We start from the raw sequence: 25,101 nt of genomic DNA, 5'->3' as shown, positions 1-25,101 counted from the left end.
GGGCTCGGGGGACTGGGTGGAATTCAAGCCAACGGATTCAGAGGTTTGTCCATCAAATTGCCGGGTAAAGGCCCGATTTCTAATGTTGCAAGCATACGTACCCGCCCCGCGGCGAACGCGCCGCCTGGCTCTCCCAACGAGGACGCGACCATGGAAGGCATTGACATCGCAGCGATTTACGCCGGGCTGGACGCGAAGCACGCGTACGCGCGCAAGACCCTGGGCAAGCCCCTCACCCTAGCCGAAAAAATCATCTGGTCGCACCTGCACGATACGAACCAGCCCAAGATGGAACGCGGCAAGTCCTTCGCGCTGCTGCGCCCCGACCGCGTGGCCATGCAGGACGCCACCGCGCAGATGGCCATCCTCCAGTTCATGCAAGCGCGCCGGCCCAAGGTGGCGGTCCCCACCACGGTGCATTGCGATCACCTCATCATCGCCCGCGACGGCGCCACCCGCGACGTCGAGATCGCCAACCATGACAACAAGGAGGTCTTCGACTTCCTCAGTTCCGCGGCCCGGAAATACGGCATGGGTTTCTGGAAGCCAGGCTCCGGCATCATCCACCAGGTCGTACTCGAGAATTACGCCTTCCCCGGCGGCATGATGATCGGCACCGACAGCCACACCCCCAACGCCGGCGGCCTCGGCATGATGGCGGTGGGCGTGGGCGGCTCCGATGCCGTTGACGTGATGGTGGGGATGCCTTGGGAAGTGCTCTATCCCAAGGTTACGGGCGTCCACTTGAAAGGCAAGCTCAACGGCTGGACGTCGGGCAAGGACATCATCCTTAAGCTGCTCGAGATCCTCACGGTAAAGGGCGGGACCAATAAGATCATCGAGTACTTCGGCAAGGGCGTGGAAAGCTTGTCCTGCACGGCCCAAGCCACGGTGACCAACATGGGGGCCGAGCTGGGCGCCACCTGTTCGCTTTTCCCCTACCATGCCGCCATGGGCGCCTACTTGAGCGCCACCCGCCGCGCCGACGTCGCCGATCTTGCGGACAAGTACAAGGCCTTCCTCAATCCCGATCCCGAGGTCATGGCCAACCCGCAAGCCTTTTACGACGAGGTGATCGAGATCGATTTGGACAAGCTGGAGCCTTACGTGGTCGGGCCGCATAGCCCGGACAAGGCCCGTCCCATCTCCAAGTTCAAGGAAGAGATCGAAAAGGAGAAGTATCCCGAGCGCCTCTCCGCGGCCCTGATCGGATCCTGCACCAACTCCAGCTACGAGGACGTGGGCCGCGCAGCCTTCGTCGCTAAGCAGGCCCTTTCCAAGGGCGCCAAGGCCGCCTCGCAATTCTTCGTAAGCCCCGGCTCGGAACAGGTGTTCGATACCACGAAACGCGACGGTTACCTGGCCACCCTGGATCAGATGGGCGCCGTCGTGATGGCTAACGCCTGCGGCCCTTGCATCGGGCAATGGCAGCGCAAGGATCTCGCGGACGGCGTGCCCAATTCCATCATCACCTCTTTCAACCGCAATTTCCGCGGCCGCAACGACGGCAACAACGCCACGCTTTCCTTCATCGGTTCGCCCGAGCTCGTGACCGCGATGGCCTTGGCGGGCACCATCAAGTTCAACCCCCTGACGGATACGCTCTCCGCCCCGGACGGCTCGGCCTACAAGCTCCAGCCCCCCCAGGCCGATGCGCTCCCGAAGAACGGCTACGCCTTCAACGACGGCGGCTTCGTGCCCCCCGCCCAGGACGGCGCGGCCGTCGAAGTCAAGGTGGCGCCGGATAGCCAGCGTCTCCAGCTCCTGGAGCCTTTCAAGGCTTGGGACGGCAAGGATATCGAGGGCGTTCTGGTGCTGGCCAAGGCGGCCGGCAAGTGCACCACCGATCATATCTCGCCCGCCGGCAAGTGGCTCAAGTTCCGCGGGCACCTGGACAAGATCTCGGACAACATGTTGTTGGGCGCGACCAATGCCTTCGCCACGCCGAACGCGGGAGCGGACGGCATCGGTAAGGGCCGCAACGTGCTGACCGGCGTAACGGGCAAGACCTACGCGCAAATCGCCCGCGATTACAAGGCGGAAGGCAAAGGCTGGGTCATTTTCGGGGAGGAGAATTACGGCGAAGGCAGCTCGCGCGAGCATGCCGCCATGTCGCCGCGCTTTCTCGGCTGCAAGGCCGTGATCGCCAAGAGCATGGCCCGCATCCACGAGACCAACCTGAAGAAGCAAGGGCTGCTGCCGCTGAAGTTCGCCAACCCCGCCGACTACGATAAGGTACGCGAGGACGATCGCGTCAGCATCACCGGGCTTACCGCATTCGCCCCCGGCAAGAACCTGAAGGTCACCTTGGCCCACAGCGACGGGACCCGCGAGGACTTCGAAGTGACGCATACCTTCAATCCCGAGCAGATCGCCTGGTTCAAGGCGGGCAGCGCCTTGAACCTGATGAGCTAGGGCCCCATGACGTAGGCGGGGGCGCTGCCCCGCCCGTTTTCCCGACGCATTTGCCCCTCTCTGTCACGGTCCCGTAACTTCTGTGTTATCGCCTCCCGGATCTTTGACTCCGCCCCCAGGGACGGATAAAATGGATCAAGGAGCCGCGCCTTAGCGGATACGAGCCAGCCGGACCCGCACCCCGGCACTAAGCGATTGCCATGGAAAAGTTCACCCTCCGGTCGATTTCCACCCGGGTCGGTTTCCACCCCCGCCAGGGCCCGCATGACCCGGCCGATGCCAGCCGGAGGAACCAAGCCCTCCCCAGATCGGATGACGGACCCCATCCCGGCTTCCCCCGCCTTTCGGATCCCGAAGACGTGGCCGCGCGCATCGCGGAGTCGTGGGATCGTGAGTTCGCGGCCATGGGCGGGCTGCGTCGGGATTTCGCGGCCTGCGCCCGGACCCGGTTGCGCCATTGGGCGTCCGCCATGGAGGGGGAAGGGTTGCCCATGACTTTCGAAGCGCGGTTCCGGAGCCAAGTCGCGAGCAAGGTTTCCGCGCGCCTGGACGCATGGATGCGTCCGAAACCTCCGGTGTAGCGCGCCTAACGTGCTAAATTGTTCCCGTGCAGGGCTCCCGCGATTTTTTCCGTCCCTTGGACGCGATCATCCTCGGCGTCATCGCGGCAGCGGCCCTATGGGGATTCCTGGCGTTCCGCTTTTCGGCGGCCGGTAAGGCGGTGGTATTCGTGGGCGATGCCCGCTACGGCTGGTACGATCTCGGCGGCGCCGTCCGGCGCATCGATGTGCCCACGCGTATCGGCCCGGTTACCCTGGAGATCGGCGCGGGCTCGGCGCGCGTCTTCCATTCCCCTTGCCCCAATCAGCTATGCGTCCACCAAGGTTCCGTACGCCGCTCCCATGCGGAGCTCATCTGCATGCCCGCGCGCCTGCTCGTCCTCCTCGAAGGCGGGCCGGGGGACCCTCGCGAAAAATCCATCGATGCCGTCACCTACTGAACCCAACCACCCCGTGGCGTTAAGCGGGGCCGCGCCCGGCCGTCCCGCGCCGGAAACCTTCGCCCTGGCCTTGCTGATCGCCGCCAGCCTTCAGATCATGGAGAATCTGGTCCCCCGGCTGCCCCTGTTTCCCTGGATGCGCATGGGGCTTTCCTACGTGGTCATCCTTCCCTTCCTGCTCTCCTTCGGCGCGGAAGCCGCTTGCGCCCTGTTCCTGGCGCGCAACGCCATCGCCCTTTTATACGGAGGCCAGCCTCTCACGTCCTTCCTGATCGGGACCGGGGCGGGTTGCGCCACCTTGTTGACCTTGGGCCCCGCCGTTGCCTGGGGCCATCGCCAAAAGCTGATCGGCATCCTCGGGGCCAGCGTGGCCCTGGCTTCGGCCTTCAACGTGACCCAACTCGCTTTGGTCAACTTGGCCCTGATCCGGCATGCGGGTTTCTACTTCCAGACCGGGCCCATCCTGGCCTGGTCCCTGCTTTCCGGCGCCGGGGTAGCCTTCCTGATCCGCTTTTCCGAAGCCGAGCTGAATGATTTGCTGGGCCACTCGCCCTCCGCCGGCGGATTACGATCCGCGCCGCTTTCGCCGGCCCCTCTCCTCCCCTTCCTGGGGGCGCTGGCTGCCATGGCCGCCGTCTTCATGGTTCCCTGGCCCGCCGCCCAAGCAATATTCCTGGTGGTTTTGCTGCCCATGGCGCCGGGCCGTTTCGCCGTACTCATGCAAGCCTGGCCGTTTTTCTTCTACCTCCTATGGCTGCACCTGTTCCATACGCCGGGAGCATACATATGGGGGCCGATTACCCGCGAAGGCGCATCCGCATTCGCGCTTTACGCGTTGCGCCTCGCCAACCTGATGCTGTTGGGACGTTGGGCCGCGCCGCGGTTCCCCTGGCAATGGGCCGCGCGCTCGCGATCGCCTTATCTGCGCGGCTTCCTCTTATGCCTGCCCTTGCTCGCGGGGGTCTTCGGGCCCAGCCTGCAATTCGGACGCGAATTGATCCGGGGGCTCATGGCGGGGAAAAGGCATGGGGTGTTGGCCCCTGCCTTTACGGCTTGGCGCCGTAAGCTCGAGGCGGCGGCCGCGGCCTCGGAAAACGCTTAGCCCGCTTAGGGATGCGTCTCCAAATACACGTTGGGGGCGTTGAAAGAGGTGGAAAAGGCCGTCGTGAGCGCGGCGAATGCCGCCGCATTGTGGCTGGCGTCCAATAGGATCACCTTCCGTCCGGTCACGTCCGGAGTTTCCTCCGCGGCGGACAAGTCGGCCGCGGCGATCCATTTGTTCGCGTAAAAGATGAACTGGCAACGGTAGTGCGTGCTGCTGTACCAGGTTTCAATGATGGATTTCGGGTAGGCCAGGGAAAGTTCGCTTCCCGACGGCAATGCGAAAAGGAAAGCCGTGGAATCGCGGCCATCCCACATCACGCCTTTGATATACCCGGGATCGGTAAAGGTTCCGAAGTTCAAGGTCGTCGAGCTCAAGGTCTTGGGCACGGGAAGAACGCATTCCAGCTTCATGGATAAAGGATCGATTCCGCTCACCTTTTGATCGGGCAAGGACGCGGCCGGATCATGCCCGGTGAAGTCCACGGGTAAAACGGCCGTATCTTCCTTCCATAAATGGTATTCCGCCCGCTGGTTGGTGGCGGAATCGAACAGCTGGAACTCGGCCTCGCGCACGCCCAAGTAGAAACGCAGGATGGTAGCCGTCTGGATGGGCGCCGTATAGGCGGCCCGTTTCGGTTGGGCTTTCACGGGCTGCGAGTAGTCGACGCTGAATTGGGCTTCCAACAAACGGTCATCGCCCGCATTGCCGACTTCGGTAAAGCAACCGCCGAAAATGGCGGCGGCCAATAAGATCCCCGGAAAACGCATGCTACTTCGCCTTGGTCAAAGGGAACATCTGCATGTTCACCTGTACGATGCGATCCGCCGTGCCGGGCTCGGCCGCGAAGGCGCGCAGCTCTTTACGCATCAATTGCAATTGCTTCTTAAGTGCCGGCAACTCCGATTCCTTGATCGCGAAAGTGACCGAGGAAACGTCCCGCTCGGCCACGGCCACCTCGTCCTGGGCCCAACCGGCCAGGCGGATCATTTGGGCATGGTAGTTCTTGACGAGGAAGGATTTCACCTCGTCCTCGGTGGTGATGTCAGGATCAGCCGCTTTATACCCGTTCGCGGTCTTCTTGATCAGTCCGGTTTCCAGCAACAAGGCCAAGGCTTCTTCCGATTCGTAGGTCTGGACGGGAGGAAGCAGTCGCCCGGTAATCCAGGCGGCGTTCCCCCGGAAACCCTCCAGGTTCAACATCTCCCGTATAGCGATAGTATACCAACGGCGGAAGGCTTGCAGTTGCGAGGAATCCAGCTTCTTGAAAGTGGACTTCCCGTTTGAGCGGACCAGTTTGTCGTAAAAGAAGCCTTTTTCCTCCAAGGTTTTCGCTTGGTTGAAGAATACCAGGTTCTCGAAATACTGGGTCCGTTCCTTATCCAAACCGAGGGCCAAGGACAATTTGACCAAGGTCTTCTTGCTCAGGTTACGTTCGCCGTCCATCAGGTACTGCAACAAGCCATGGCTGGGGAAGCGGGCCGCCATCGCGAGGGAACGCAGGGAAAACCTCGGGTCCGCTTGCTTGCGGGCGAGGTAATAGTCTTTCAGGAATTGGCGGTAGTTGGTGTAATTCAGGAGGTCGGGTAAACCTCCCGTCCCCTTAAGGGATTGCTTCGCGTTATCCTTAGCGTTAACGGAATTCAGGGGCCACCTCCAGCCTTAACAAGAATAACATCCGTTCGCAGTCCCATGTATCGGCATCGCGACGTTCCTGTACACAAAAGTGTACGGGCCGGGACAGCCTAGTGGGCTTCGGGATCAATGAAAGCGGGATTATCCGCGTACACAAAAGTGTACAAAGGGTCGATAGGATTGAGGGTGTTGGAAGCGATTCCGCGGTAGATTCACCAGTGTCGGGGAAAAAAAGACATGCGTAAAAAGAAGAGATCAGGCCCGGGGGGAACCGGGGGACGGGCAGGAAGGGCGGCGGCAATGGCCGCCCTCTCCTTGTTATGCGCTTGCGATCCCATGCCCAAGCTGGCCCCGGATACGGCCGCCCTCACGGCAAGCACGCCAGGCGCGGTGCCGCCTGCACCCGATTGCGCGAGCTGTCATGCCTATCCTTTGCACGACGTCAACCACCAGTACCATTTGATTTCGGCCAACGTGAACCGGAACAACCTGACCTTTCCTCAGCTCAACAACGTCACCACCTGCATGGATTGCCACTTCAATTCCATCCAGCACTTCACCTTCCTGCATAGCGACACGACCTGGTTCGACTCCAACGGCATCGAGGTGTTCCAGCATACCGATAAGGATACCATGCACGTGACCACTTACCGTGGTTGGAGGCCCCTGCCCCAATTCCCCGTGGATACCACGCGCGGCCGTTCGCTGGCCCAAGACATCGATTCCCTTATCTTCCGCTACGCCCGGCAATCGAAGCACGTACCCTGGCGAACCGGCCCCTATCATGACAACGGCGTGGTGGACGTGTTCCTGGCGCCCAACGACGTCACCACTCCCGATTCCCTCGCGACCGCCTATAAGCCCCGCGATTTTTCCTGTTCCGCCATCGCGTGCCACAACCAACCTGCCGCGACCTACCGTTTCATGGATCCCAGCCGCGGGCTTTCCAATTGCCCGTCGCTGGATGGCAATGATCCCACTTGCAACGAAACCACGGGCGCCGCCAAGCGGGGCGCGCTGGCCAAACGAGGCGGCAAATGATGAATGCGTTCCGACTCCTGCTGACCGCGCTCTCGGGCTTGACCGCTCTCGCCACGCTTTCCGGATGCGCCATGGTGCATCAGAAGGACCGCGAAATCCTGAGCGATCCCATCATGCAGCGCCAGGAAGACGGCCTCGAAAGCGGCCTGGAAAGCCACGATATGCCCCGCCGGGAAGGGTCCACGGGCGGTTCGTCGGGAAGCGGAGGCGGATGCGGATGCTGATGCGCGCCTGCCTGGCAGCCTATCTTCTGGCGGCGGCGCTGCCTTGCGCGGCCGGCGAGGCGGGAAGTCGCCTGGAACTCAAGGACGAATACTTCTGGGACAAGAATAAAGTCTGGAACCAGACCCCTGCCTTCTCCCTCACCCAGGCGCTATCCCGTATCTGGAGCTTCGGATGGGAACAGGAATTCGATTTCGTAACCGGCGCCTCCCGGCGGCTCGGGATGGATAAAGTGGGACTGACCGGCGATCGCGATATCGACGCCGTCTCAGGGGCCTCGAAGATCGAAATGCGGCATTCCGAAAACCCTTCGCTCACCTATTCCGAACACGGAACGATCGCCACCGGCTCGCTCTACTATAGCCACGAAGACGACTACGTATCGATCTCGCCGGCGGCCTCGGTATCGTTCGACTTCAACGAGCGCAATACCACCTTGGGCGCATCCTACGCCGAATTCTTCGATGACTTCAAACCCACCGGGGCCTTCGCGGGGCTGGGCGGAAAGAAACGCATCACCAGCGTCGGGGCGACCTTCGCGCAATCCGTCACCTCCCTGACCCTAATCGGATTCACGGCCACATTGAACCGCAATTGGGGATTCCTCGGGCATCCGTACAACCCTCCCATGAACGTGCTCGGGGACATGATGACCGAGGCGGTCCCGAACCACAAGCAGGGTGGCGCCTTAGCCTCCCAGATCGTCCAGGGTTTCCATATGGGCGATCGGCTGGGCTCGCTCAACCTTGATTACCGTCGCTATCAGGATGATTGGGGCCTGAAATCGAATACGCTCGATGCCAAGCTCAGCCAGTACTTCACCGAGACCGCGTACGTCCGGTTCCGGGTCCGCTATTACAACCAGAACGGGGCCGTATTCGCGAAAGAATTCTACTCCGGAACCGAGGTGTACCGTACCGCCGACATCCGTTGGTTCCCATTCACCTCCTGGCTGGGCGGCATCAAGATTTCGGCGGCCTTCCCCGAGGATTGGGAGAAATCCGCCTTCCTGCCCGATCGCTGGGATATCAAGTTCGACTACACCTTGCGGGACACGCGCGGGGACAAGGTAGCCGCCCAGGCCGCGAGGGAACCCCGCAGCATCCGCTATCAGCTATACGACCCGGAAGAAGACTATAGCCAAGGCGTTATCATGGCCGGACTGGTTTTCGATCTATGATACGCCGCGAAGGAAAGATGAATCGCCACCAAGAAAAGGAGTCCCCCATGAAAATGCGCATCGCTTTGCCGTTGGCCCTCGCCGCGCTGCCTCTCGTGTTCCTGGCACGGCGCGGAGCCGTAGCGGAAGTAGACGCCGTTTCGGCGGCCAGCCTCACCGTCGCGACCGCCAATATCACGGCCACTACGGCTACCATCAATTACAGCAAGGACAAGTACAACTACGGGACCCGTACCTTGTGCTATGATCCCGCCCCGGCCACGGCGGCGAATAATTGCAGCACCAAGAACGCATCCGGCAACGCGGGTTCGTTCAACATTACGGGGCTCACCCCCAACACCCAATACAATTACAGCATCAAGGCGATAGATACCCGGGGCGGAGAAAGGCCCTATACCTCGTCGGGAACCTTCAAGACCTTGACCACAGCAGGCATCATCCCCGTCCTTCCCGGGGCGCGCCCTGCGGGCTTCGATCAATTCGACGCCGCCGGCCGGCGCCAGAACCCGGTCCAGGGCCGCGGCGGCGAAGGCGTGATCTTCACGAACCGGATGGCCCAGCCGACGAATCGTTGATCCGGGAGGGACGCCGCAAGCGCCCTTGGTAATCGTCTCTTGAATGGGGCCGGCCTTGGCCGGTTCGGGGCTAATCCGCCGCGACCGTCAGTTCGGGATGGGCCTTCTTCTGCAAGGCCCCTTCGATGTACATCAGGGTTCCCGAAGTCGCGCTGGGACAGCTTCCGCAAGCGCCTTCATAGTGGATGCGCACCGTAGTGCCCTCGATTCCCAATAGCTCCAATCCCCCGCCATCGCCCGCCAGCCCCGGCCGCACCATCTCATCCATGACGAGATTCAGGTGGGCTAACTGGTCCTCTAGCGTCAGTTGGAAGAAATCCTCCGGCCGCTGGATATGGGCGCCGGCGGCATACGGATCGAAAGCCTCCTCTTCCGGAGCCGCGGATTCCGGCGCGGGCGAGATCGAATCCTCCAACACGTCCGCGATGGGGGTGATCATTTCGTTCCAATCGCCGTCCTCATCCTTGTTCACCGTCACTGTGGTCCCGACGTAAAACACCGAAGTCACGTGGGGAATGGCGAAGAGGCGATTGGCGGTAGGGTCGGCCTGCGCCGATTCGGGATCGGGATAGGAACGCGATCCCGATGCGACCACCTTCGCGTCCATATGGAAGCGGATGGCGAGCGGGTTGGGTGTCTCCGAGGTTTTCTGGACTTTGGCCATGGTATATACGGTTCCAATCTAACAAATCGCCCCGAACCCCGCCGCGACGCCGGAGCCCCGGCTCCCGGCCGGCTTCCGCCTTGCCTCTCCCCCTTTATTACCTTATAGTCCAGCCATGGGGAACATGCCCGATACGCTCAAGATCGAGCAACGCGGCCAAGGGGTCGTACATCACGATTATAGTCGCGGGCTAGGCGATTTCCTGCTGGAAACCTTCAAGTCCGTGGTGCGCACCCCGGAAGCCAGGCACAAGCTTTACTCCACTTACGCGGCCTGCGCCGATCTCATTCCGCATGGCCGGCCCCATCACGATCTCGAGAAGACCGTCCGTTTCCACGACCGCAGCGTGCCTTTGACCTTGGCCAGCCCCATCATGCTGGCCGCGGGAGGCAATAAGTACGCCGACCATCTGGCAGCTTATGCGGGCCTCGGCTTCGGCGCGGTTTCGGTGGGCTCGGCCACCCGCGAAGCCCGCGAGGGGAATCCCTTCCGCCCCCGCATGCGCATGCTGCCCAAGGACCGCTCCATGAGCAACGCCATGGGGCTCAACAATCCGGGCGTGGAGGCCATCGCCACCGAAGTGGATAAAGCCCTCGGCAAGTGCCACCGCCGCAAGCTGGCCCTCGGGATCAGCGTGGCGGATACCCCCGGCGACGATGATGCCGAAGCCAAGATCGCGGACGTGCTGGCCACCTTCCGGCGCGCCTATCGCGCCGCCGATTACATCGAGCTCAACGTGAGTTGCCCGAACACGGGGAAGAACCGCCTGGACAGGCAAGAAGCCTTCCTGACGGACCTGTTGCGCGAGGTGATGGAAGCCCGTAAGGGGCTGGCGCCGCGCAAAGCCGTACTGGTCAAGCTTTCGCCCGACCTTTCCGCGCGCGCCTTGGATGCCAATCTGCAGATCATCTCCGACGCCGGGGTTACGGGCCTGGTCCTTTTCAACACCTTCCCCGGCGATAAGGCCCGCTACCTGCGCATGCAGACCCCCGAGGAAGAGATCAAGCCGGTGCAAGCCGACGGCGGCAAAGGCGGCTTATCCGGTCGCATTTTGTACAAGAATACCTTGCCCGCGGTCCAGTACATCCGCAGGCAATTGCCCAAGCTGACCATCTTCGCCTCGGGAGGGGTGGACCACGGCGCCAAGGTACTTGACCTGATCGAAGCCGGCGCCGACGCCGTGCAATGCTACTCCGTGGTCGCCTACCGCTGGAACGCCATCCGCAAGATGAACAAGGAATTGCTCGAAGCCATGCGCGCCCGCGGCGTCCAAAGCCTGGACGCCTATCCGCCCGCCACCGCTTGAGATCGCGCCGTTGAGCCTTCCGCCGCCGCAACGCCGCGCCCCGCGTCTATTCTGCCTTCCGCTGAGGGTCGCCCTGTCCGCCTTCATTTTGGCGGGAGCGATGAACGGGATCCGCGCGGCCGAACCGGAACAGCTTCCCGAAGAAGGCCAAAACCACGACGAGCGCATGTATAACCTGGCGGAAGCAGGATCGGGCATCGCCATCGGAAGCAAGCTGGGCACCTTGCCCCAGCTCGGCTTCTTCCATGATTTGCCCGGGACCTGGCAGATCGGCGCCCAGGCGCGCTTCGCCATCGGACCGGCCCGCATCGGCTACGATTACCTGCCGTTGGCCAGCCTTTCCCTGCGTAAGCTCTGGTTCGGGGACGAGGACACGGTTCCTATCCGGAATTCGGAATACTTCGGGATGTCCTTGGGCGCCTATTACGCCTACGATTTCGACGGCACGCGCCTGGGCGCGCGCCCTATGGCATCCATCTCGCTCGGGAAGTATTGGATGCCCTTCGAGTCCCATCCGCTGGGCCTGGATCTGAACCTGGATCTGACGACGCTGAAATTGCCTTTCCTCGCCTCCGGGCATCTGACCGGCCAATCGGAGCAGGTCATCGTCACCTTCGCGGTGAACCTGTTCTACGCCTTCCGATGACGGCCGCGCCAACTTGGGCTCTCAGGCATTGGTTCGGCTCAATGCCCGCGGGCCACCGCCGCCTGGAACACGCGATCCACGCCCACCACGAAAGCCGCCTCGCGGTAATTGATGGCGTGCTTCTTGGCCGCCGCCGAGACGCCGGCCAAGGCCGTCGACATGAATTTGTCGAGCTCCAATTTGCTTTCCGCGCGCTCCCAATTGTGGACCTGGATGTTCTGGGCCCACTCGAAATAGGAGCCGACCACCCCGCCCGCATTGGCCAGGATGTCGGGCACCACGATAATCCCCTGCCGCCCTAAGTATTCGTCCGCTTCCGGGGTGATCGGGCCGTTGGCGCCTTCGATGACATAGCGGGCCCTGATCTTGTCCATGTTGCCGGAATGAATGACGTGCCCCAGCGCCGCCGGCACCAGGATATCGCAGGGGACCGTGAGGACGTCCAATTGCTCCCGCGGGGCGAACTCGCCTTGGGGGAAACCCTTCAGGGTGCGGTTGGCCTCGAAATGGGCCATCAGCTTCTCCACGTCGATCCCGTCCTTGTCCCGCACCACGCCCGTAACGTCACCGATGGCGACCACCTTGGCGCTCATGCGATGCAGATGCAGGGCGGCGAAGCTGCCTACGTTGCCGAAGCCTTGCACCACCACGCTTTTCCCGCTCAGAAATTCCTTGCGTTCTTCCAGGATGCGCCGCGTGATCATCGCGACGCCCAGGCCGGTCGCGTCTAGTCGATCCGGGGTGCCTCCCAGGGCCACCGGCTTACCGGTAACGATGGCCGGCGAATATCCTGCCACTTGCTGATAGGCGTCCATCATCCATCCCATCACCTTGGGATTAGTGCCCACGTCGGGCGCCATGATATCCTTGTAAGGGCCCACCATGCCCTTCACGCTCATCATGAACCGTCGGGAAAGCGTCTGCAATTCCCGCTCGGATAATTTGGAGGGATCGACCGCGATGCCGCCCTTGGCGCCGCCGAAGGGAATGTTCACGATAGCGCATTTCCAGGTCATCAGGGAAGCTAGGGCCTTCACCTCATCCAAATCCACCTCGGGATGGTAACGCACGCCGCCCTTATAGGGCCCACGCACGCCGTTGTGCTGGACGCGGTAACCCTCGTAGACGTTCATCTCTCCCTTGTCGTTGGTAATGGGCAGGGAGACCTTGACTTCCCGCCAGCATGAGGTGAGGAGCCGGCGGTAATTCTCCTTGATACCGAGCAAATCGGAGGCGCGGTTGACGCGGGCGTTGACTTCTCCAAAGGGGGTGAGTTTACGGGTGGGTTGGATCATGGGGCCTTTCCAAGGGTCCTGCGGAGGACTATCCATATTATACAACCTGCCCGAATCCCGGGAAAAGCGCGGAATTCGGCCCATCGCAGGGCTAATAGCCTATTGCAAACGCAGGGCGGACCCGATGAACTTCATGCGCGCCGGCGAGAGCATGGGCACGTGCTTGCGGACCCAGATTTTGGCCGATAGGCCCGGGGATTCGTCCGCCATCAGGACCCACTCCAAAAGCTCGTCATCGTCCATGGGCGAGGGGGCCAGCTTTTCCACGTTGGACCAATCGACGCAAGACGCCGCCACGATGCGGCGCGCCAACTCGCGGTTGTATAAATTCGAGTCCCTCAAGATGGGCAGCACCTTCGGCCAGTCCTGGAAGCCCTTCTGCCTGCCCAAGGCCCACAGGCGTTCGGCCCGCTCCAGGTCCCGGGTCTTGTCCAATCCCGCGATCAGCCAGGCGGCGTTGTCCGGCGACGGATAGGACCCCAGGCTGCGGACCGCGTTCTTGCGCACCTCCAGGCTATCGTGTTCGAGGAAATGGCGGGCGGTCTTCAGAAAGGAAGAGTCCCCTAGCTCGGACCCGATGTGCAGCAATTGCGTCTTCAAGCTGTCAGGGACCGCCGGCAAAGCCGCGGACAAGCGGGCGGCGGCGGCGGGATGCCGGCCGGAGTCGGAGATGGCCTTGAATAAGGTCTCCACGTAATGACGCTGGCGCGGGGTCTGGCCCATGAGGCGATGGGCGATCAAATAGTCCAGGGTGGCCGTGTCCCCCGCTACCAGGATCTTCTCGGAGCTATCGCGTATGCGTTGGAAGCGAGGCTCGCCGGTGGCGGCGGCGATGAAGAGGGAGTCCTGGCGCGTCAGGACGGGGACGATCGCGACGGCTTTGGGCGTGGCCTTCGAGACGGCCGCTGCGTTTGCGGTTGCAGGCGCAGCCGCGAAAACCGGAGGCGTAGTACTCGCGATCAAGGCGCCGGCCAGGCCCAGCGCCAACTTCGCGCAAGCGCGCCAATGCTTATCTGTCCAGACCGAAGCCATTGCCCTTCAACTTTCCGTCCGAGACGCGCCACGCGGCGCCATCGCTGCGCGGCCGGGTGTATTTGTCCTTGCCCCCGCGATCGAGGAAGAAACCGTAACTGCCCCGGTCGCGCCGCAAATCGGCATGGCCCAAAGCCATCTCCGGATTGGCGGTGACGTAGAAATCGTTCCCGGACCCGTCTTGCATGATCCCCAAGCCGTTGGCGCTGCCGGCGCCTTGGCTCATGTCGACGGCGAAGTAGTTATCGTCGCCGCCGCGATCGTAGAGGTAGCCGAATCCGTAATCGTGGCCGCAACCCTGGCTGACGCCCTTGGAAGCCCGTTGATCGTTACCGCCGAAGTCCAGGGCCGCGCCTACCGCGATATGCACCCCGGCCCCTTGCGCGTATTGATGGGCCTCGTAGCGGTCGTCCCCGGCCTCGTCGATGAGCAAACCCAGGGCGTACCAATAGGCCGAACCTTGCCCGAAGATATCGGCCAGATAGACGTCGTTGCCGGCCCCGTCCCGTAACAGGCCGATGCCGCCCCCGTAGTCCGGGGAAAAACCCGTGGCGAAACCCTGCACCATCTGGATGTAATGATCCGAGTAACGCAGATCATCCTTGAAGGTGGGGCGCGCCAGGTAGCGATCATCCCCTGATCGATCGAGGAGCGCGCCCAACCCCCGCGTGGAGGCCGCGCCTTCCGAGAGCAGGCTGGCGGTATATACGTCATTCCCGCTTTCGTCCTGGAGCACGCCGATGCCGAAAAAGCCGAAGCCGAGGGAGGCGCAGCGGCCTTCGTAAGAGTCGTGCCCGGCCGCATCGAAGAGGGACGCGTATCCGAACAGCGCCGAGCCCCAGGCGAAGTTGCGGCCCAGATAGCGATCGGATCCGCCCAGGTCCGCGATCAGGGAAACCCCCAGGTTACCTGCTCCCAGATCGAGGCTGTCCTTGGAGATGTAAAGATCGTCCCCTCCGCCGTCCACGACCATGCTGAAGCCTCCCGGCTTCCCCGGTCCCTTGAATACGTATTCGTCGTCGCCGCCGGGATCGATCCAAATCCCCTGCCCCACGATGTACCGGTCCGCTCCCGTCCCGCCCAAATGGACGGGGATATCGTTCCCGCCCAGGCGCTTCAGAAGGGCCGCCGCCTGCCGGGCCCGGCCCGCGCGCACCTCCCCGATCAGCCAGGCCTCCAGGCGCCAGGCCGCCGCCGCCGCGCGCGATAACCCTTCTCGATGGAGGCGATCCGCCAATTCCATCACCCGGTGCGTGCGCGTATCATCTTCCAACCGCTTCAGCTCCATCTGCACCGGGGTCAAGGTGGTATCCTCTTCGTCCTGGAGGAAGAGGCCGGGAGCCTCGCGGTAAAGGAAGAGAGCTTCCTCCGCGGAGAGGCCCGAAGTGTGTTCCTTGAGGCCGGCGCGCAGCAGGGCGATATCGATCTCCGGCGCCGAGGAATCGGGCGCGAACGCCCGTACCGGCCCGGCCTTGGCCGCGCCCGTGTCGCCCGGGGCACGGACAACGGCGGCCTTACCCGCAGCCGCCGGGGTAACCGACACGTTACCTGCGGGGACGCGGGCTCCGGCCGCGTCGCTGGAAACGGGCGCATCCAACAGGGGCCACAGGGAATCGGGATGGACGGGAAGCCTCGCCCGGCCCGTGTCGGGAGCGGTGCGGCCCATGATTTCCGTGGTCACCTCCCCCAAGCGGAAAGGCTCCCGCAACAAGGCTTCCACCCGGGTCAGCCGGAAGCGGTCCGGACGGGCGTTGGGAGGCAACATGGAAACGTCCCGCAGGGAAACGTCGTTGGGGTCCAGCATCAGGAGCTTGACCGAATCCAATTCGATGGGATCGGCGGCCCAAGCGGTTGGTACGGCCTGGGCGGCGCCCAGCAGGAACAATGCCCAGGCGAACGGCTTCACAGCCCGAGTTGCTTTCTTAGCGAGGTAACGTCCCGGCCTTGCCGGATCATATCCTTGAGGATCAGATTCAAACGCCGCCGACCCAGGTCATGGATGCTGGCCTGAATCGGGGTCTGTCCGTTCAGCAGATCCAAAGGGGTGTGGATCCACATGTCTTGCGACTCGGCGCTATCGCCGGGCAAGGATTCCGCCGCGCTTTCCTCGGGCGGGCTCACCGACTGGCCCAGGCGCTCCGACAGCCAATCGCGTACGTAGGCCCGGAAAGCCGCGTCCGCCACCGTAACCAGCAGGTTTCCCCCCTTGATCTCGATGCGCGCCAATCGCAAGGAACGGTAACGCAATTCCCATTGCCCGGCGCCCGCGGGGCGGACCTCCTGGGCCTTACCCAGGGCGCCCACCAGGGCCTCGCGGTTCCGGATTGCCAAGCTGAAGATCGGGCTCGAGGCGGCATCTTCGGAAGGGCGGGTGGGGCGGCCCACCGCGGCATCGTAGATCTCGGCGCGCCAGAGCGCGAGGAAGGCCGCGCCATGGCGGCGCCATTCGTCGCAATGCACGTCCGGCCGCAAGGTAACGGAAGGCTTAACCCCCAGATCGCGGCAACCGGCGCGGAAAAGCGAATCCAGGCGCGCCGCCCCCACGGCATTGGCCGGGCGCTCGCCGTCGCCGAAAGACAACACCGCATGGCCGCAATACTCGCGTCCGCGAAAGGGAAGGATGCGCGTGATGACCCCTTCGCCCACCGCCGGCATACGGCCTCCATGCATCACCACGTGGGTCTTGAGATTGCCCAGGTTGGCCAGCCGCGCGGTGCGCTCATTCCGCTCCACCACGCGATAGAACCAAACGGGGGCATAGGACCATTGCATCAGATCGTGGGCCAAACGCAGGTCCTTGCTTTCCAATTCGCGGGCGGTGCGCAGGATGGGGCGCGCGTCCGAGTATTGCACGAAATGATCCCAAAAGAAATTCTCGACGATGGCCCGGGCGTAATCCGCATCCTCCATGAGCATATCATGCGGATAATCCTCCTTGCCGAGCTTTTCCCAATAGGCCTGGTACAGGGATCGCAAGGGGAAGAGGGCCATGGACAATTCGTGCAAGCCATGCCGGAACGCATGATAGCACGCGGCCTCGGATTCGGGGGCCTCCGTCGATCCCGCCGTCTGGGGATCGGCGTAACGGCCGCAGCATTCCAGATAGGGCCGGGTATTGCCGCAAATGCAACTATTCCTTAATTTGCTTGCGTCCATGCGGATCGGGAAACCACCCCGCATAATCTAAATAATGCAAATTGGAATATTCGATTCGGGGTTCGGCGGGCTCTCCATCTTCCGGAGCATACGCGCCCGTTTCCCGTCCTACGACTACGTATATCTGGGCGACAATGCCCGCGCGCCGTACGGCAACCGTTCCTTCGAGGCGATTTACCGCTTCACCAAGGAAGGCGTCGATCACCTGTTCGCGCGCGGCTGCAAACTCGTCATCATCGCCTGTAATACCGCTTCCGCCAAGGCCCTGCGCTCCATCCAGCAGAAGAACCTCCCCCTGGAGCATCCCGATCGCCGCGTGCTCGGCATTATCCGCCCTTCCGCCGAGGCCCTGGCCGACTACCCCCGCGACCGCGCGGTCGCCCTGTGGGCCACCGAAGGCACGGTCAAGTCGGGAAGTTTCGCGCTCGAGCTGGAAAAGCTCGCCCCGGGTTTGCGCCTGATCCAGAAGGCCTGCCCGCTCCTGGTCCCGCTGGTGGAAGCGGGCGAGATCTCCGGTCCGGGCATCGAATACTACCTCGACAAGTATTGGCAGGAAACGCTCGACCTGGCCCGCGCCGCCGCACCGAAGGGGGGGCCGCAGGGAGGCATCGGCGCTTTGCTGTTGGCCTGCACCCATTACCCGCTCCTCCACCCCCTCATCCGCAAACGCGTTCCGGCCGGGATCGATATCGTGGTGCAAGGCGACATCGTCGCGCCCAGCCTGGCGGATTACCTCTCGCGGCATCGCGAGATCGAAAGCTCGCTATCGCGCGGCGGCACCCAGCGATTCCTCACGACGGATCAAACCGATGGCTTCGATCGCCTCTCGGAAGTATTCCTCGGGCACCGCGTGGTATCGGAGCGGGTCGAGATCTAACTCTCGAGAGAGATGGGACCGGGCGGCGCGGGCGGGATTCCGTTGACGGTTCCATGACCATATCCTTATATTGACCTTTTGCCACCGGGCCTACAAAGCCCCCGTGGCAGACTTTGCCGGAACCCGGAAACACCGCGGTTCCCTCCCTCCTTTTCAGCCGAAAGGGCGCATATGTTGAGCACGGGAAACTGGCAGGACTACCGCGGCAAGGGCGAAGGGGTGCTCATCCACCTCGATACGTCCAAGCAGCATGCCCTGCCCGTGCGCGAGCCCTTGAACGAGCAAGGCCTGCCCATTCTGGACCCGAATTACGAGACGGGAACCTTCGGCTATCTGCAATGCTCGGACGCCAAGACGCGCCTGGCCACCATGAAGAACCGCCGCCGCTATTTCCTGTTCGGCACGCGCTACCAAGGGATGGCCGAGCCGTTCCGCGGCAAGTTCCTCATCATCGGATACATGCGCCTGGATCAGATCCTCGAGGTGCGGAAGCGCCACATCCATAAATGGATGGAGCAAAAGGCCGCCGGCGCGCCCTCCCCCGAGTGCATGGATATGGACCAATGCTTCGCCTTCCAATCAGCGGAGATGAACTTTTACGCCACCGAGGACAGCTTCGAGCTCTCCGAGGAATTGATGAAGAAGTGGGGCTATAAGGGCAAGGTCACCAAGCAGATGAAGCTGACCTTCACCGAGGAAAAGCTCCAGGTCATCCTCGAACACTTCAAGGCCAAGTCCCATAAGAACGCGGAGTATGCCGCGGCGGCCAAGGAGCTGGAAGAAGCCGCGGCGGCCGCCAAAGGGGAAGAAGCCTCCGGCCCGGACGTTTGGTAAGAGTTCGCCGGGGCCTTGAGGCCCCTTGGCGAATGGTATCCCGGCGACGAAAAGCCCGCTAATTTCGACATCAACCCAATCCATAGCCCAATTCCACACGAGAGGTTCGAGTTCGCACGAACCCCACCTGCCCTGTTCCCCACCAAGCCTTCCCGAGGGGGTGTTCCATGCGCGCAAACGCGGCGCGTCGGGCGCTAAGACATTTCAGCAATTCCGTCCTGGCCGGCCTCGTGTCGGCCGCCTGCCTGTTGGCGGGGGCGCCCCGGACCGCCTCCGCCCAGGCGGGAGGACCTCTCCCCTACGCGCCAATCGCCAATCCGCTCCCGGATACCATGGATCAGCTCTATCGCGATTCCCTGAACATCAAGTTCTCGAAGATCCGGGTGAATCAGGCGGGCTACCGCACGACCGACCGCAAGTTTTTCTACACCGTGGGCGCGACGGGAACGACTTTCAAGGTCATCGATGAGGGGAAGGCGCAGGTGGCGACGGGGACGCTGACCGCGACCGGGCAGTCGACTTCGGGGCAGCTTTCCATCAAAGCTTCAAACAACGCCTCCTTGGTCTCCGGCGGCGACACGCGTTATACCATGATTGGACCGATTTTTTCCGGCCCGGTTTCCGAGGGTGAAATCCCGACGAGCATCGCTCCGGGCAAATACCGCATCGTGGTCGGCACCGATACTTCGGCGCCTTTCATGGTCGACAACCGGATTTACAGCTGGGTCAAGGATGCCCTCCTCAAGTTCTATGGCGTCAACCGCGACGGCAATACCGATTCCTGGTTCCATCCCGCCTCGCATATGAAAGACGGTCCCAATGGGGATGGCTCCTTGACCGGAGGCTGGTTTGATTGCGGAGATCACCTGAAGGAATCCCAAACCATGGGTTATGCCATGGCCATGCTCGGCCTTTACTCGGCAACGCTTCCGGATCGCGACGCGGACCATTATGGCAGGAATCAGAACGATACCTATCGCACCGACGGCGTCCCCGACATGCTCTACGAAACCAAAATCGGCGCGGATTACTTCTTGAAATCCTACGACCTCGCCAAAGGCGATCCCTCGAAGATGATCACTTCCATCGGATCTTTCGGGGGCGATCATGGCTGGTGGGGGCGGCCGGAATTCCAGGACGGGTTGCCGCATGATCGCGGCGGACCCGTTCGCGACGTACGCGTGGAGGTCGGGGCCAACGTCACCGGGAAAATCGCCGCCGGGTTGGCTTTCTTCTCCCGGCAATACTCCCCATTCGACAAAGATTATTCGGATCGCTGCTTGGCGGCCGCCAAGAAGATATACGCATACGGAAAGACCAATCTCACCATCACGAATAGCTCGGCTTACAACGGTGATGCTTCTTATCGCGATGATTTGGCCTTGGCGGCGGTCGCCTTGTTGTGGGCCACGAAGGATACGACATACAAGAATGACCTGATTGCCAACGCCACCCTAGGGACCTACGCGAACACCAATTACTACGTCCAAGGGACCTTCGCGGCAGGTTGGCTCGCCGATAGCGGCCAAGGCTACCTCAATCGCGGCGGCGCCAACACCTGCTGGGCAAGCCTCCAGATGCCCACGCTTTGGGCTTTCTATCGCTTGATCCTGAAGGATTCGGCGCAAGCCGCGACCTATGGCATTACCAGTCAGCGGTTGGATTTAATCGAGGACGTCGCTTTCGGATACATCGCCAATCTCGGCTGGATGCAAGGCGGCACAAGCACCATCACCTTACCGGCATCGAATCCCCAGCTTTACGGGGGCAACATCCTGACCTATGATCCGCTTTGGAAGATCAACACCCATATCGGCGCCAATGCAACCCCGGTCTATAACCGTTATATCGCAGGCAACTCCTCAGATATTTTCTGCTATTACGATATGGCGAAGGATCTGCAAGGCAAAGCCTTGCCGCATACCCCTGCTTCCATGGATTGGAAAGCGGATGAAGTGCATCAACTGCTGGTGCGCCAAATGGATTACATGCTGGGAGTGAACCCCTGGGACATCAGCATGATCTACGGCGTAGGCGCGAAGAACTTCAATCATCCCCATCATCGCGGAGCCAATCCGGAGGGATCGAATCTGCCCGGCGCTTTTTATCATTACCGCCCCCCCGTGGGGGCCTTGCAAGGCGGCTATCCTGCGGCAGGCCAGAACGGTTCCGGCTTGTACTATGAATTTTGGGGAGATTACGATCATTCCGAATCTTGCCTGGACGGGACGACCAGCATGCTTTTGCCGGCATTGGGCTTGGCCAACGACGAGGCCGCGGATCCCTTGGCTGTGCAAGTGCAAATCGAATACGTCGGCACCGATCATGCGATCATCATTGTGCGGCAAAGCCGATTCGGCACCGCCCTAATCCGCTACGGAACTTCGGCGACCGCGCTCAACACGACTAAAGCCGGCGATTCCGCCGGCATGGAGCATCGCATCGTCCTCTCCGGTTTGACGCCTGGCACCACTTATTACTTTCAGGCCGAAGCCGTCGACATCAAAGGGGGTTCGGGTCTCAATGATAACGGCGGGAGCAAGTTCGTTTTCACGACCCTGGCCCAGCCCCCGGGCGCGGCCCAAATCGCCCAGGTGAAGGTTTGCAACGTCACCGATAAGACGGCGGAGATCCTTTGGTACACTCCGAACGGCGCTTACGATAGCAAGGTGGTCTACGGAACCGGCAAACCGCCGACCCAGGTGCATGACGGCGACATCACGGACGATAACCAAGGGCAGTTCTATACCTTCACGACGAAAATCCAGCACGTGGAATTCGATGTCCGCGCGATCAGCTACCCGTTGGACGGCAAGACCTATCTGGGCTTCAATATCGTGAACCAGGATATCAAAAGTTACGATTCGCTAGATGTGCGCTTGTACATGCGCGCGACTGTGGACCAGATGGCCGACTTCGGCGTACGCGCCGACATCGGGCAGGCCTACCTTTCCACCGGCTATCTCGATCCCACTAATGCCTTCAAGACCGGGCTGGACACCCTCATCCAGCGCGTGAAGCCGGTACGAATGGACGAGACCTTCGACGCCGCGACCAACACTTATTTTTGGTACGTCTCGCTGCCGATGGGAAACGCCGTGATGGCCTCGGGAGCACGATTCCGCGTCGACGTGACATTCGTCAAACGTAACGAGCATAACGATCTACTCGACCAGCCCTCCACCTATGTCCCAAGCTCGAAGGACTGGAGCTGGGCTCCCCATTCGCGGGCCCAAGGCGATCCCGTCGACTTCGGAGGCATTAAAACCGGGACCAAGGACGATGTCGATACCAAGTACATCTTCACCGAGGTCGACCCCTACATCACCGTATACCGCAAGGGCCAATTCGTCTGGGGTTATTCGCCTTCGAGCAAGGAACAAGCCACCAAGGTTACGAATTACCAGATGAACGTGCAGATCACGGCGCCCCTGAACAATCCTCCTGAGGATTACAAGAAGCTGGATCAAGCTTCCTCTACCGCCATCGTTAAGGGCACGGTCACCATCTCGGACGCGGGCAAGCTCACGGACGTTTGGGTGAACGGTGAACGCGTCGCCAATGTCTCCCAGGTCGCAACCTACGACGCCAAGGCCAATGCCTGGAACCTGAACGTGCCGATCAAACTGAAGCCCGGCCCCAATGAAGTCGATATCACCCTGTTCGGAGGCGCCGATCCCAATTGCCAGGGTTGCGTGGGCTGCGCCTTCGTCAACCGGCACTTTTAGGTCATCGGACAAACGCAATTCATCGTGGAGGTGCAGGACAAGAACGGCGACCTCACGGCGAACGCCGATCAGTTGCAAGTGCTGGTGGCCAATCCCAATCAGGGGGATAGCCTGCGCGTTACCCTGACCGAAACAGGGCCGAAGACGGGGGTGTTCCGTTCCTCCGTTCCCGTGGCGGTCCTGGACGTTTCCCCCGCTGCAACGGGAGCGGGCCAAATCGCCATGAGCGAAGGCGACAGCGTATGGGTCACTTATGTGGACCCGACCGACCCGGACGATTCTTCCCACGCCTACCTATACACGCCGGCCACTTTCCCTCAGGCGGTCTCCGGGTGGTACCTGGATACCGATGGGGATGGCGCGGTGGACAAGGCCGTGGTCAATTACTCGAAGGCCCTGAAATCCGCCCCGGACTCCCTACAACTCTGGTTCCCGGATGCGGCCGCCCAAAAGACCTTTACCTCCGCCATGGGTGGCTTTACCTTCCAAGGGACGCGGGTCGAAGCCGTCCTACAGCCCCCCTTCGCCGCCGGCACGACGGGCTTCGCGGGCGACAACCGCAATTCGGGACGGTCCTTCCTCACCGATGGCGGGAAGTCGCGTACCTCGGCCTTCACCCTGGCCGATAGCGTGGGGCCGGTCCTGAACCGGGCCGTACTCGCGCCGGCCTCCAGCCCCGAATTGCCGGATACCCTGACGGTGACTTTCAGCGAGGCCATTACCTACACGCCCTCCGAAAAGCATCCCTTCCTAAATTGGCAGGGAGGAACCGCCCACGCCGCCTCCGATATCACCGTCCTCGCATCGCCGGACGTGCAGCCTTTGCGTCTGGTGTTGCTCCTCGATGCCAATTCAAAGATCCTCTTGGCGCCCGGCGACAGCCTTCGCATCGCCGCCGGCATCGTCGACCTATTAGGCAATCGCCCTTCCGTCAACAACCGCTGGGTTCCCGTGGAAGGCGGCAAGCGCCTGCCTCCCGTGCCGCCGGCGGTGTTCACCGTCCAATGGGACCCCCGCGTGTATGATTCCCAATCGAGCGGTCCCGAAGGCGCGCCCTTCGTCCTCTCCTCCCGGGACGGCGGCGGCAATTGGACCCCCGTGCAAGGCTCGGTCGGGAGCCTGTCCCGGAACTGCACGGGCACGGACTGCGGCCAACCTCTCCCATCCGCCGCGGACGGCTCGGTAACCAAGCCCTCGATCCTCATCACCTTCGACAAGCCCTTCCGCTACGAAAGCATCCTTTTCAGCAACCTGGGCGCCTTTGTGGCCGGAATCGCGGGCACCGTGGATGCGAATCTGATGGACGGGAACGGAAATGCGTCGGCGCCCGTCCACTTGGACCCAGCGACGGGGCATTATCGGATACGGTTGATCTGGAACGGGAAGGCCGTGAACGGAACGCGGGCGGGGACGGGGGCCTACATCTGGAAGGTGAACATCGTCCCCTTGGGCGCAACCAAGCAGGCAGCCATTTCGTCCTCGAAGATCATCGGGCTATTGCGGAGGAATTGAAACCCGGAGACCAACCGGCCCGTTTAGAGGCCGGGTATCAAGCTTCGGTACAATACCGCATTGCTTCCCGCGGCGCGGACAATCAACCATGCCGGTCCCGTGTTCCGTGCTTGCGGAGCATGGAATACGTGCCAGCCGGCATCGAAATGGCCTTCCGCTAATACGATACCCGCGTTGCCACGCGCATCGACCAGGGAAACTTTCATCTCCAGAGGGCGGGATATCCGCAAGCGGATCGACTCCCGGGAAATCCCGGACCGGAATTCCGCCTGCCCTCCGGCACGCCCCGCTCCGAGTCCCGTGGTGGCGCCGGAAACCACTTGAGTCACGAAATCGGCCAACGCCTTATTGCGTGAAATCGCGATGCCATCAGGCAGCTTGCGGACGAACCATTTCACTTCCCAAGCGACCGAATCGTTGGCGGGAATGGCATCGTACGCCCCTTGCAATTCCATTTCCTGCAGCGCTTGCGTGACATAGAGTTCGCATTCGTTTTCCGTCCCCGGCGCCTTCTTGGCCAAGGGCGTATCGGTGAACTTCTTGATGAAAAGCACCCTCCCCTTGTCCACGTGGGCCATCCACCCCGCCGCGCCACCGTCGGAGAAAATCTTGGTCGTGCCAGAAAGGCTGGCGGAACTGTCATAAGTGAACCAGGTGACGCCGAGCGTATCCCGCACCTGCTTCAGCAGTCCCACATTGCCCGTCGGGGCCCCGCTTCCGGTGGGCCAGAAAGTCAGGCCGCCGGAAGGGAACCGCGTATCTTCCCACGGCGCCCAAGTAATGGGCGAGGATGATGCATTAACGTAATGGTAGAGGTTGGTGAACGATTAATCCTTCAGGTTGGCGGAGAAGGTTTTGCGGATCCGCAAATGCATGTAGCT

The 25,101-nt window shown here is 62.0% G+C and carries 22 protein-coding genes; 14 read left to right on the top strand and 8 right to left on the bottom strand.

Features of this window, described 5'->3' with window-relative positions:
- The first annotated feature begins 150 nt into the window (after nt 1–150).
- From JF616_19560 to JF616_19545, 4 genes are all read left to right on the top strand, one after another.
- The gene (locus tag JF616_19560) at nt 151–2,415 is read left to right on the top strand and encodes an aconitate hydratase (GenBank protein ID MBW8889959.1); all 2,265 of its coding nucleotides are present in this window, start codon (nt 151–153) and stop codon (nt 2,413–2,415) included.
- Between the two features lie 200 nt (nt 2,416–2,615).
- Nucleotides 2,616–2,996: a hypothetical protein gene (locus tag JF616_19555; protein ID MBW8889958.1), complete on the top strand. Its 381-nt coding sequence runs from the start codon at nt 2,616–2,618 to the stop codon at nt 2,994–2,996.
- A 56-nt stretch (nt 2,997–3,052) separates the two neighbouring features.
- Complete coding sequence (locus tag JF616_19550; protein MBW8889957.1) at nt 3,053–3,415, top strand: NusG domain II-containing protein; 363 nt, start codon at nt 3,053–3,055, stop codon at nt 3,413–3,415.
- Nucleotides 3,399–4,517 (top strand): Gx transporter family protein, encoded by a 1,119-nt coding sequence (locus JF616_19545; protein MBW8889956.1) that lies wholly within the window; start codon nt 3,399–3,401, stop codon nt 4,515–4,517. The genes JF616_19550 and JF616_19545 overlap by 17 nt, the downstream gene beginning before the upstream one ends.
- A gap of 5 nt (nt 4,518–4,522) precedes the next feature.
- On the opposite strand, the gene JF616_19540 is transcribed toward JF616_19545, so the two are convergent.
- Both JF616_19540 and JF616_19535 read right to left on the bottom strand, forming a co-directional pair.
- On the bottom strand, nt 4,523–5,287 hold the full coding sequence (locus JF616_19540; protein MBW8889955.1) for a hypothetical protein: 765 nt from the start codon (nt 5,285–5,287) through the stop codon (nt 4,523–4,525).
- A gap of 1 nt (nt 5,288) precedes the next feature.
- On the bottom strand, nt 5,289–6,164 hold the full coding sequence (locus tag JF616_19535; protein MBW8889954.1) for a TIGR02147 family protein: 876 nt from the start codon (nt 6,162–6,164) through the stop codon (nt 5,289–5,291).
- Nucleotides 6,165–6,452: 288 nt separating this feature from the next.
- Between JF616_19535 and JF616_19530 the strand changes: the two genes are divergently transcribed.
- Genes JF616_19530 through JF616_19515 form a run of 4 tightly spaced genes read left to right on the top strand, consistent with a single transcriptional unit; the run spans nt 6,453 to nt 9,170 of the window.
- Nucleotides 6,453–7,193, top strand: coding sequence for a hypothetical protein (locus tag JF616_19530; protein MBW8889953.1), 741 nt, complete (start codon nt 6,453–6,455; stop codon nt 7,191–7,193).
- Entirely contained in the window at nt 7,193–7,417 is a 225-nt protein-coding gene (locus JF616_19525; GenBank protein ID MBW8889952.1) for a DUF4266 domain-containing protein, read from the top strand. The genes JF616_19530 and JF616_19525 overlap by 1 nt, the downstream gene beginning before the upstream one ends.
- Nucleotides 7,411–8,595: a DUF3570 domain-containing protein gene (locus tag JF616_19520; GenBank protein MBW8889951.1), complete on the top strand. Its 1,185-nt coding sequence runs from the start codon at nt 7,411–7,413 to the stop codon at nt 8,593–8,595. The genes JF616_19525 and JF616_19520 overlap by 7 nt, the downstream gene beginning before the upstream one ends.
- A 47-nt stretch (nt 8,596–8,642) precedes the next feature.
- Nucleotides 8,643–9,170 carry a fibronectin type III domain-containing protein gene (locus tag JF616_19515; protein MBW8889950.1) on the top strand — a complete coding sequence of 176 codons (528 nt, stop codon included), beginning with the start codon at nt 8,643–8,645 and terminating at the stop codon, nt 9,168–9,170.
- A gap of 70 nt (nt 9,171–9,240) precedes the next feature.
- On the opposite strand, the gene JF616_19510 is transcribed toward JF616_19515, so the two are convergent.
- Nucleotides 9,241–9,834 (bottom strand): NifU family protein, encoded by a 594-nt coding sequence (locus tag JF616_19510; protein ID MBW8889949.1) that lies wholly within the window; start codon nt 9,832–9,834, stop codon nt 9,241–9,243.
- Nucleotides 9,835–9,958: 124 nt separating this feature from the next.
- Between JF616_19510 and JF616_19505 the strand changes: the two genes are divergently transcribed.
- Nucleotides 9,959–11,140: a dihydroorotate oxidase gene (locus JF616_19505; protein ID MBW8889948.1), complete on the top strand. Its 1,182-nt coding sequence runs from the start codon at nt 9,959–9,961 to the stop codon at nt 11,138–11,140.
- 100 nt (nt 11,141–11,240) lie between these two features.
- Nucleotides 11,241–11,786 carry a hypothetical protein gene (locus JF616_19500; protein MBW8889947.1) on the top strand — a complete coding sequence of 182 codons (546 nt, stop codon included), beginning with the start codon at nt 11,241–11,243 and terminating at the stop codon, nt 11,784–11,786.
- A gap of 38 nt (nt 11,787–11,824) precedes the next feature.
- Here JF616_19500 and JF616_19495 read toward each other — a convergent pair whose 3' ends face one another.
- The 4 genes from JF616_19495 to JF616_19480 all read right to left on the bottom strand — a co-directional run bounded on the left by JF616_19495 (nt 11,825) and on the right by JF616_19480 (nt 17,269).
- On the bottom strand, nt 11,825–13,081 hold the full coding sequence (locus JF616_19495; protein ID MBW8889946.1) for a glutamate dehydrogenase: 1,257 nt from the start codon (nt 13,079–13,081) through the stop codon (nt 11,825–11,827).
- Nucleotides 13,082–13,180: 99 nt separating this feature from the next.
- On the bottom strand, nt 13,181–14,113 hold the full coding sequence (locus JF616_19490) for a HEAT repeat domain-containing protein (GenBank protein MBW8889945.1): 933 nt from the start codon (nt 14,111–14,113) through the stop codon (nt 13,181–13,183).
- The gene (locus tag JF616_19485; protein MBW8889944.1) at nt 14,091–16,019 is read right to left on the bottom strand and encodes a curlin repeat-containing protein; all 1,929 of its coding nucleotides are present in this window, start codon (nt 16,017–16,019) and stop codon (nt 14,091–14,093) included. The genes JF616_19490 and JF616_19485 overlap by 23 nt, the downstream gene beginning before the upstream one ends.
- Nucleotides 16,016–17,269, bottom strand: a complete 1,254-nt coding sequence (locus JF616_19480; GenBank protein ID MBW8889943.1) for a hypothetical protein — start codon at nt 17,267–17,269, stop codon at nt 16,016–16,018. Before JF616_19480 ends, JF616_19485 begins: the two co-directional genes overlap by 4 nt.
- A 34-nt stretch (nt 17,270–17,303) precedes the next feature.
- Between JF616_19480 and murI the strand changes: the two genes are divergently transcribed.
- The 4 genes from murI to JF616_19460 all read left to right on the top strand — a co-directional run bounded on the left by murI (nt 17,304) and on the right by JF616_19460 (nt 24,220).
- Nucleotides 17,304–18,146: a glutamate racemase gene (murI, locus tag JF616_19475; GenBank protein MBW8889942.1), complete on the top strand. Its 843-nt coding sequence runs from the start codon at nt 17,304–17,306 to the stop codon at nt 18,144–18,146.
- A 171-nt stretch (nt 18,147–18,317) separates the two neighbouring features.
- Entirely contained in the window at nt 18,318–18,980 is a 663-nt protein-coding gene (locus JF616_19470) for a hypothetical protein (protein MBW8889941.1), read from the top strand.
- 167 nt (nt 18,981–19,147) lie between these two features.
- Nucleotides 19,148–22,708, top strand: coding sequence for a glycoside hydrolase family 9 protein (locus JF616_19465; GenBank protein ID MBW8889940.1), 3,561 nt, complete (start codon nt 19,148–19,150; stop codon nt 22,706–22,708).
- Between the two features lie 24 nt (nt 22,709–22,732).
- Entirely contained in the window at nt 22,733–24,220 is a 1,488-nt protein-coding gene (locus tag JF616_19460; GenBank protein ID MBW8889939.1) for a hypothetical protein, read from the top strand.
- Nucleotides 24,221–24,243: 23 nt separating this feature from the next.
- Here the strand turns inward: JF616_19460 and JF616_19455 are convergent, their stop codons facing one another.
- On the bottom strand, nt 24,244–24,915 hold the full coding sequence (locus JF616_19455) for a hypothetical protein (GenBank protein ID MBW8889938.1): 672 nt from the start codon (nt 24,913–24,915) through the stop codon (nt 24,244–24,246).
- Nucleotides 24,916–25,101 lie beyond the last annotated feature (186 nt).

Source organism: Fibrobacterota bacterium (genome assembly GCA_019509785.1).
Taxonomy (GTDB): domain Bacteria; phylum Fibrobacterota; class Fibrobacteria; order UBA11236; family UBA11236; genus Chersky-265.
Note: the sequence above shows the minus strand (reverse complement) of the source record. Positions and strands in the feature narration are given on the sequence as shown.

Bases quoted from the DNA above. Each gene is read 5' to 3' on its own strand.
- JF616_19560 (MBW8889959.1), top strand. From the start codon at position 151: ATGGAAGGCATTGACATCGCAGCGATTTACGCCGGGCTGGACGCGAAG.
- JF616_19555 (MBW8889958.1), top strand. From the start codon at position 2,616: ATGGAAAAGTTCACCCTCCGGTCGATTTCCACCCGGGTCGGTTTCCAC.
- JF616_19545 (MBW8889956.1), top strand. From the start codon at position 3,399: ATGCCGTCACCTACTGAACCCAACCACCCCGTGGCGTTAAGCGGGGCC.
- JF616_19540 (MBW8889955.1), bottom strand. From the start codon at position 5,287: ATGCGTTTTCCGGGGATCTTATTGGCCGCCGCCATTTTCGGCGGTTGC.
- JF616_19530 (MBW8889953.1), top strand. From the start codon at position 6,453: ATGGCCGCCCTCTCCTTGTTATGCGCTTGCGATCCCATGCCCAAGCTG.
- JF616_19525 (MBW8889952.1), top strand. From the start codon at position 7,193: ATGAATGCGTTCCGACTCCTGCTGACCGCGCTCTCGGGCTTGACCGCT.
- JF616_19520 (MBW8889951.1), top strand. From the start codon at position 7,411: ATGCTGATGCGCGCCTGCCTGGCAGCCTATCTTCTGGCGGCGGCGCTG.
- JF616_19515 (MBW8889950.1), top strand. From the start codon at position 8,643: ATGAAAATGCGCATCGCTTTGCCGTTGGCCCTCGCCGCGCTGCCTCTC.
- JF616_19510 (MBW8889949.1), bottom strand. From the start codon at position 9,834: ATGGCCAAAGTCCAGAAAACCTCGGAGACACCCAACCCGCTCGCCATC.
- JF616_19505 (MBW8889948.1), top strand. From the start codon at position 9,959: ATGCCCGATACGCTCAAGATCGAGCAACGCGGCCAAGGGGTCGTACAT.
- JF616_19500 (MBW8889947.1), top strand. From the start codon at position 11,241: ATGAACGGGATCCGCGCGGCCGAACCGGAACAGCTTCCCGAAGAAGGC.
- JF616_19495 (MBW8889946.1), bottom strand. From the start codon at position 13,081: ATGATCCAACCCACCCGTAAACTCACCCCCTTTGGAGAAGTCAACGCC.
- JF616_19490 (MBW8889945.1), bottom strand. From the start codon at position 14,113: ATGGCTTCGGTCTGGACAGATAAGCATTGGCGCGCTTGCGCGAAGTTG.
- JF616_19480 (MBW8889943.1), bottom strand. From the start codon at position 17,269: ATGGACGCAAGCAAATTAAGGAATAGTTGCATTTGCGGCAATACCCGG.
- murI (MBW8889942.1), top strand. From the start codon at position 17,304: ATGCAAATTGGAATATTCGATTCGGGGTTCGGCGGGCTCTCCATCTTC.
- JF616_19470 (MBW8889941.1), top strand. From the start codon at position 18,318: ATGTTGAGCACGGGAAACTGGCAGGACTACCGCGGCAAGGGCGAAGGG.
- JF616_19465 (MBW8889940.1), top strand. From the start codon at position 19,148: ATGCGCGCAAACGCGGCGCGTCGGGCGCTAAGACATTTCAGCAATTCC.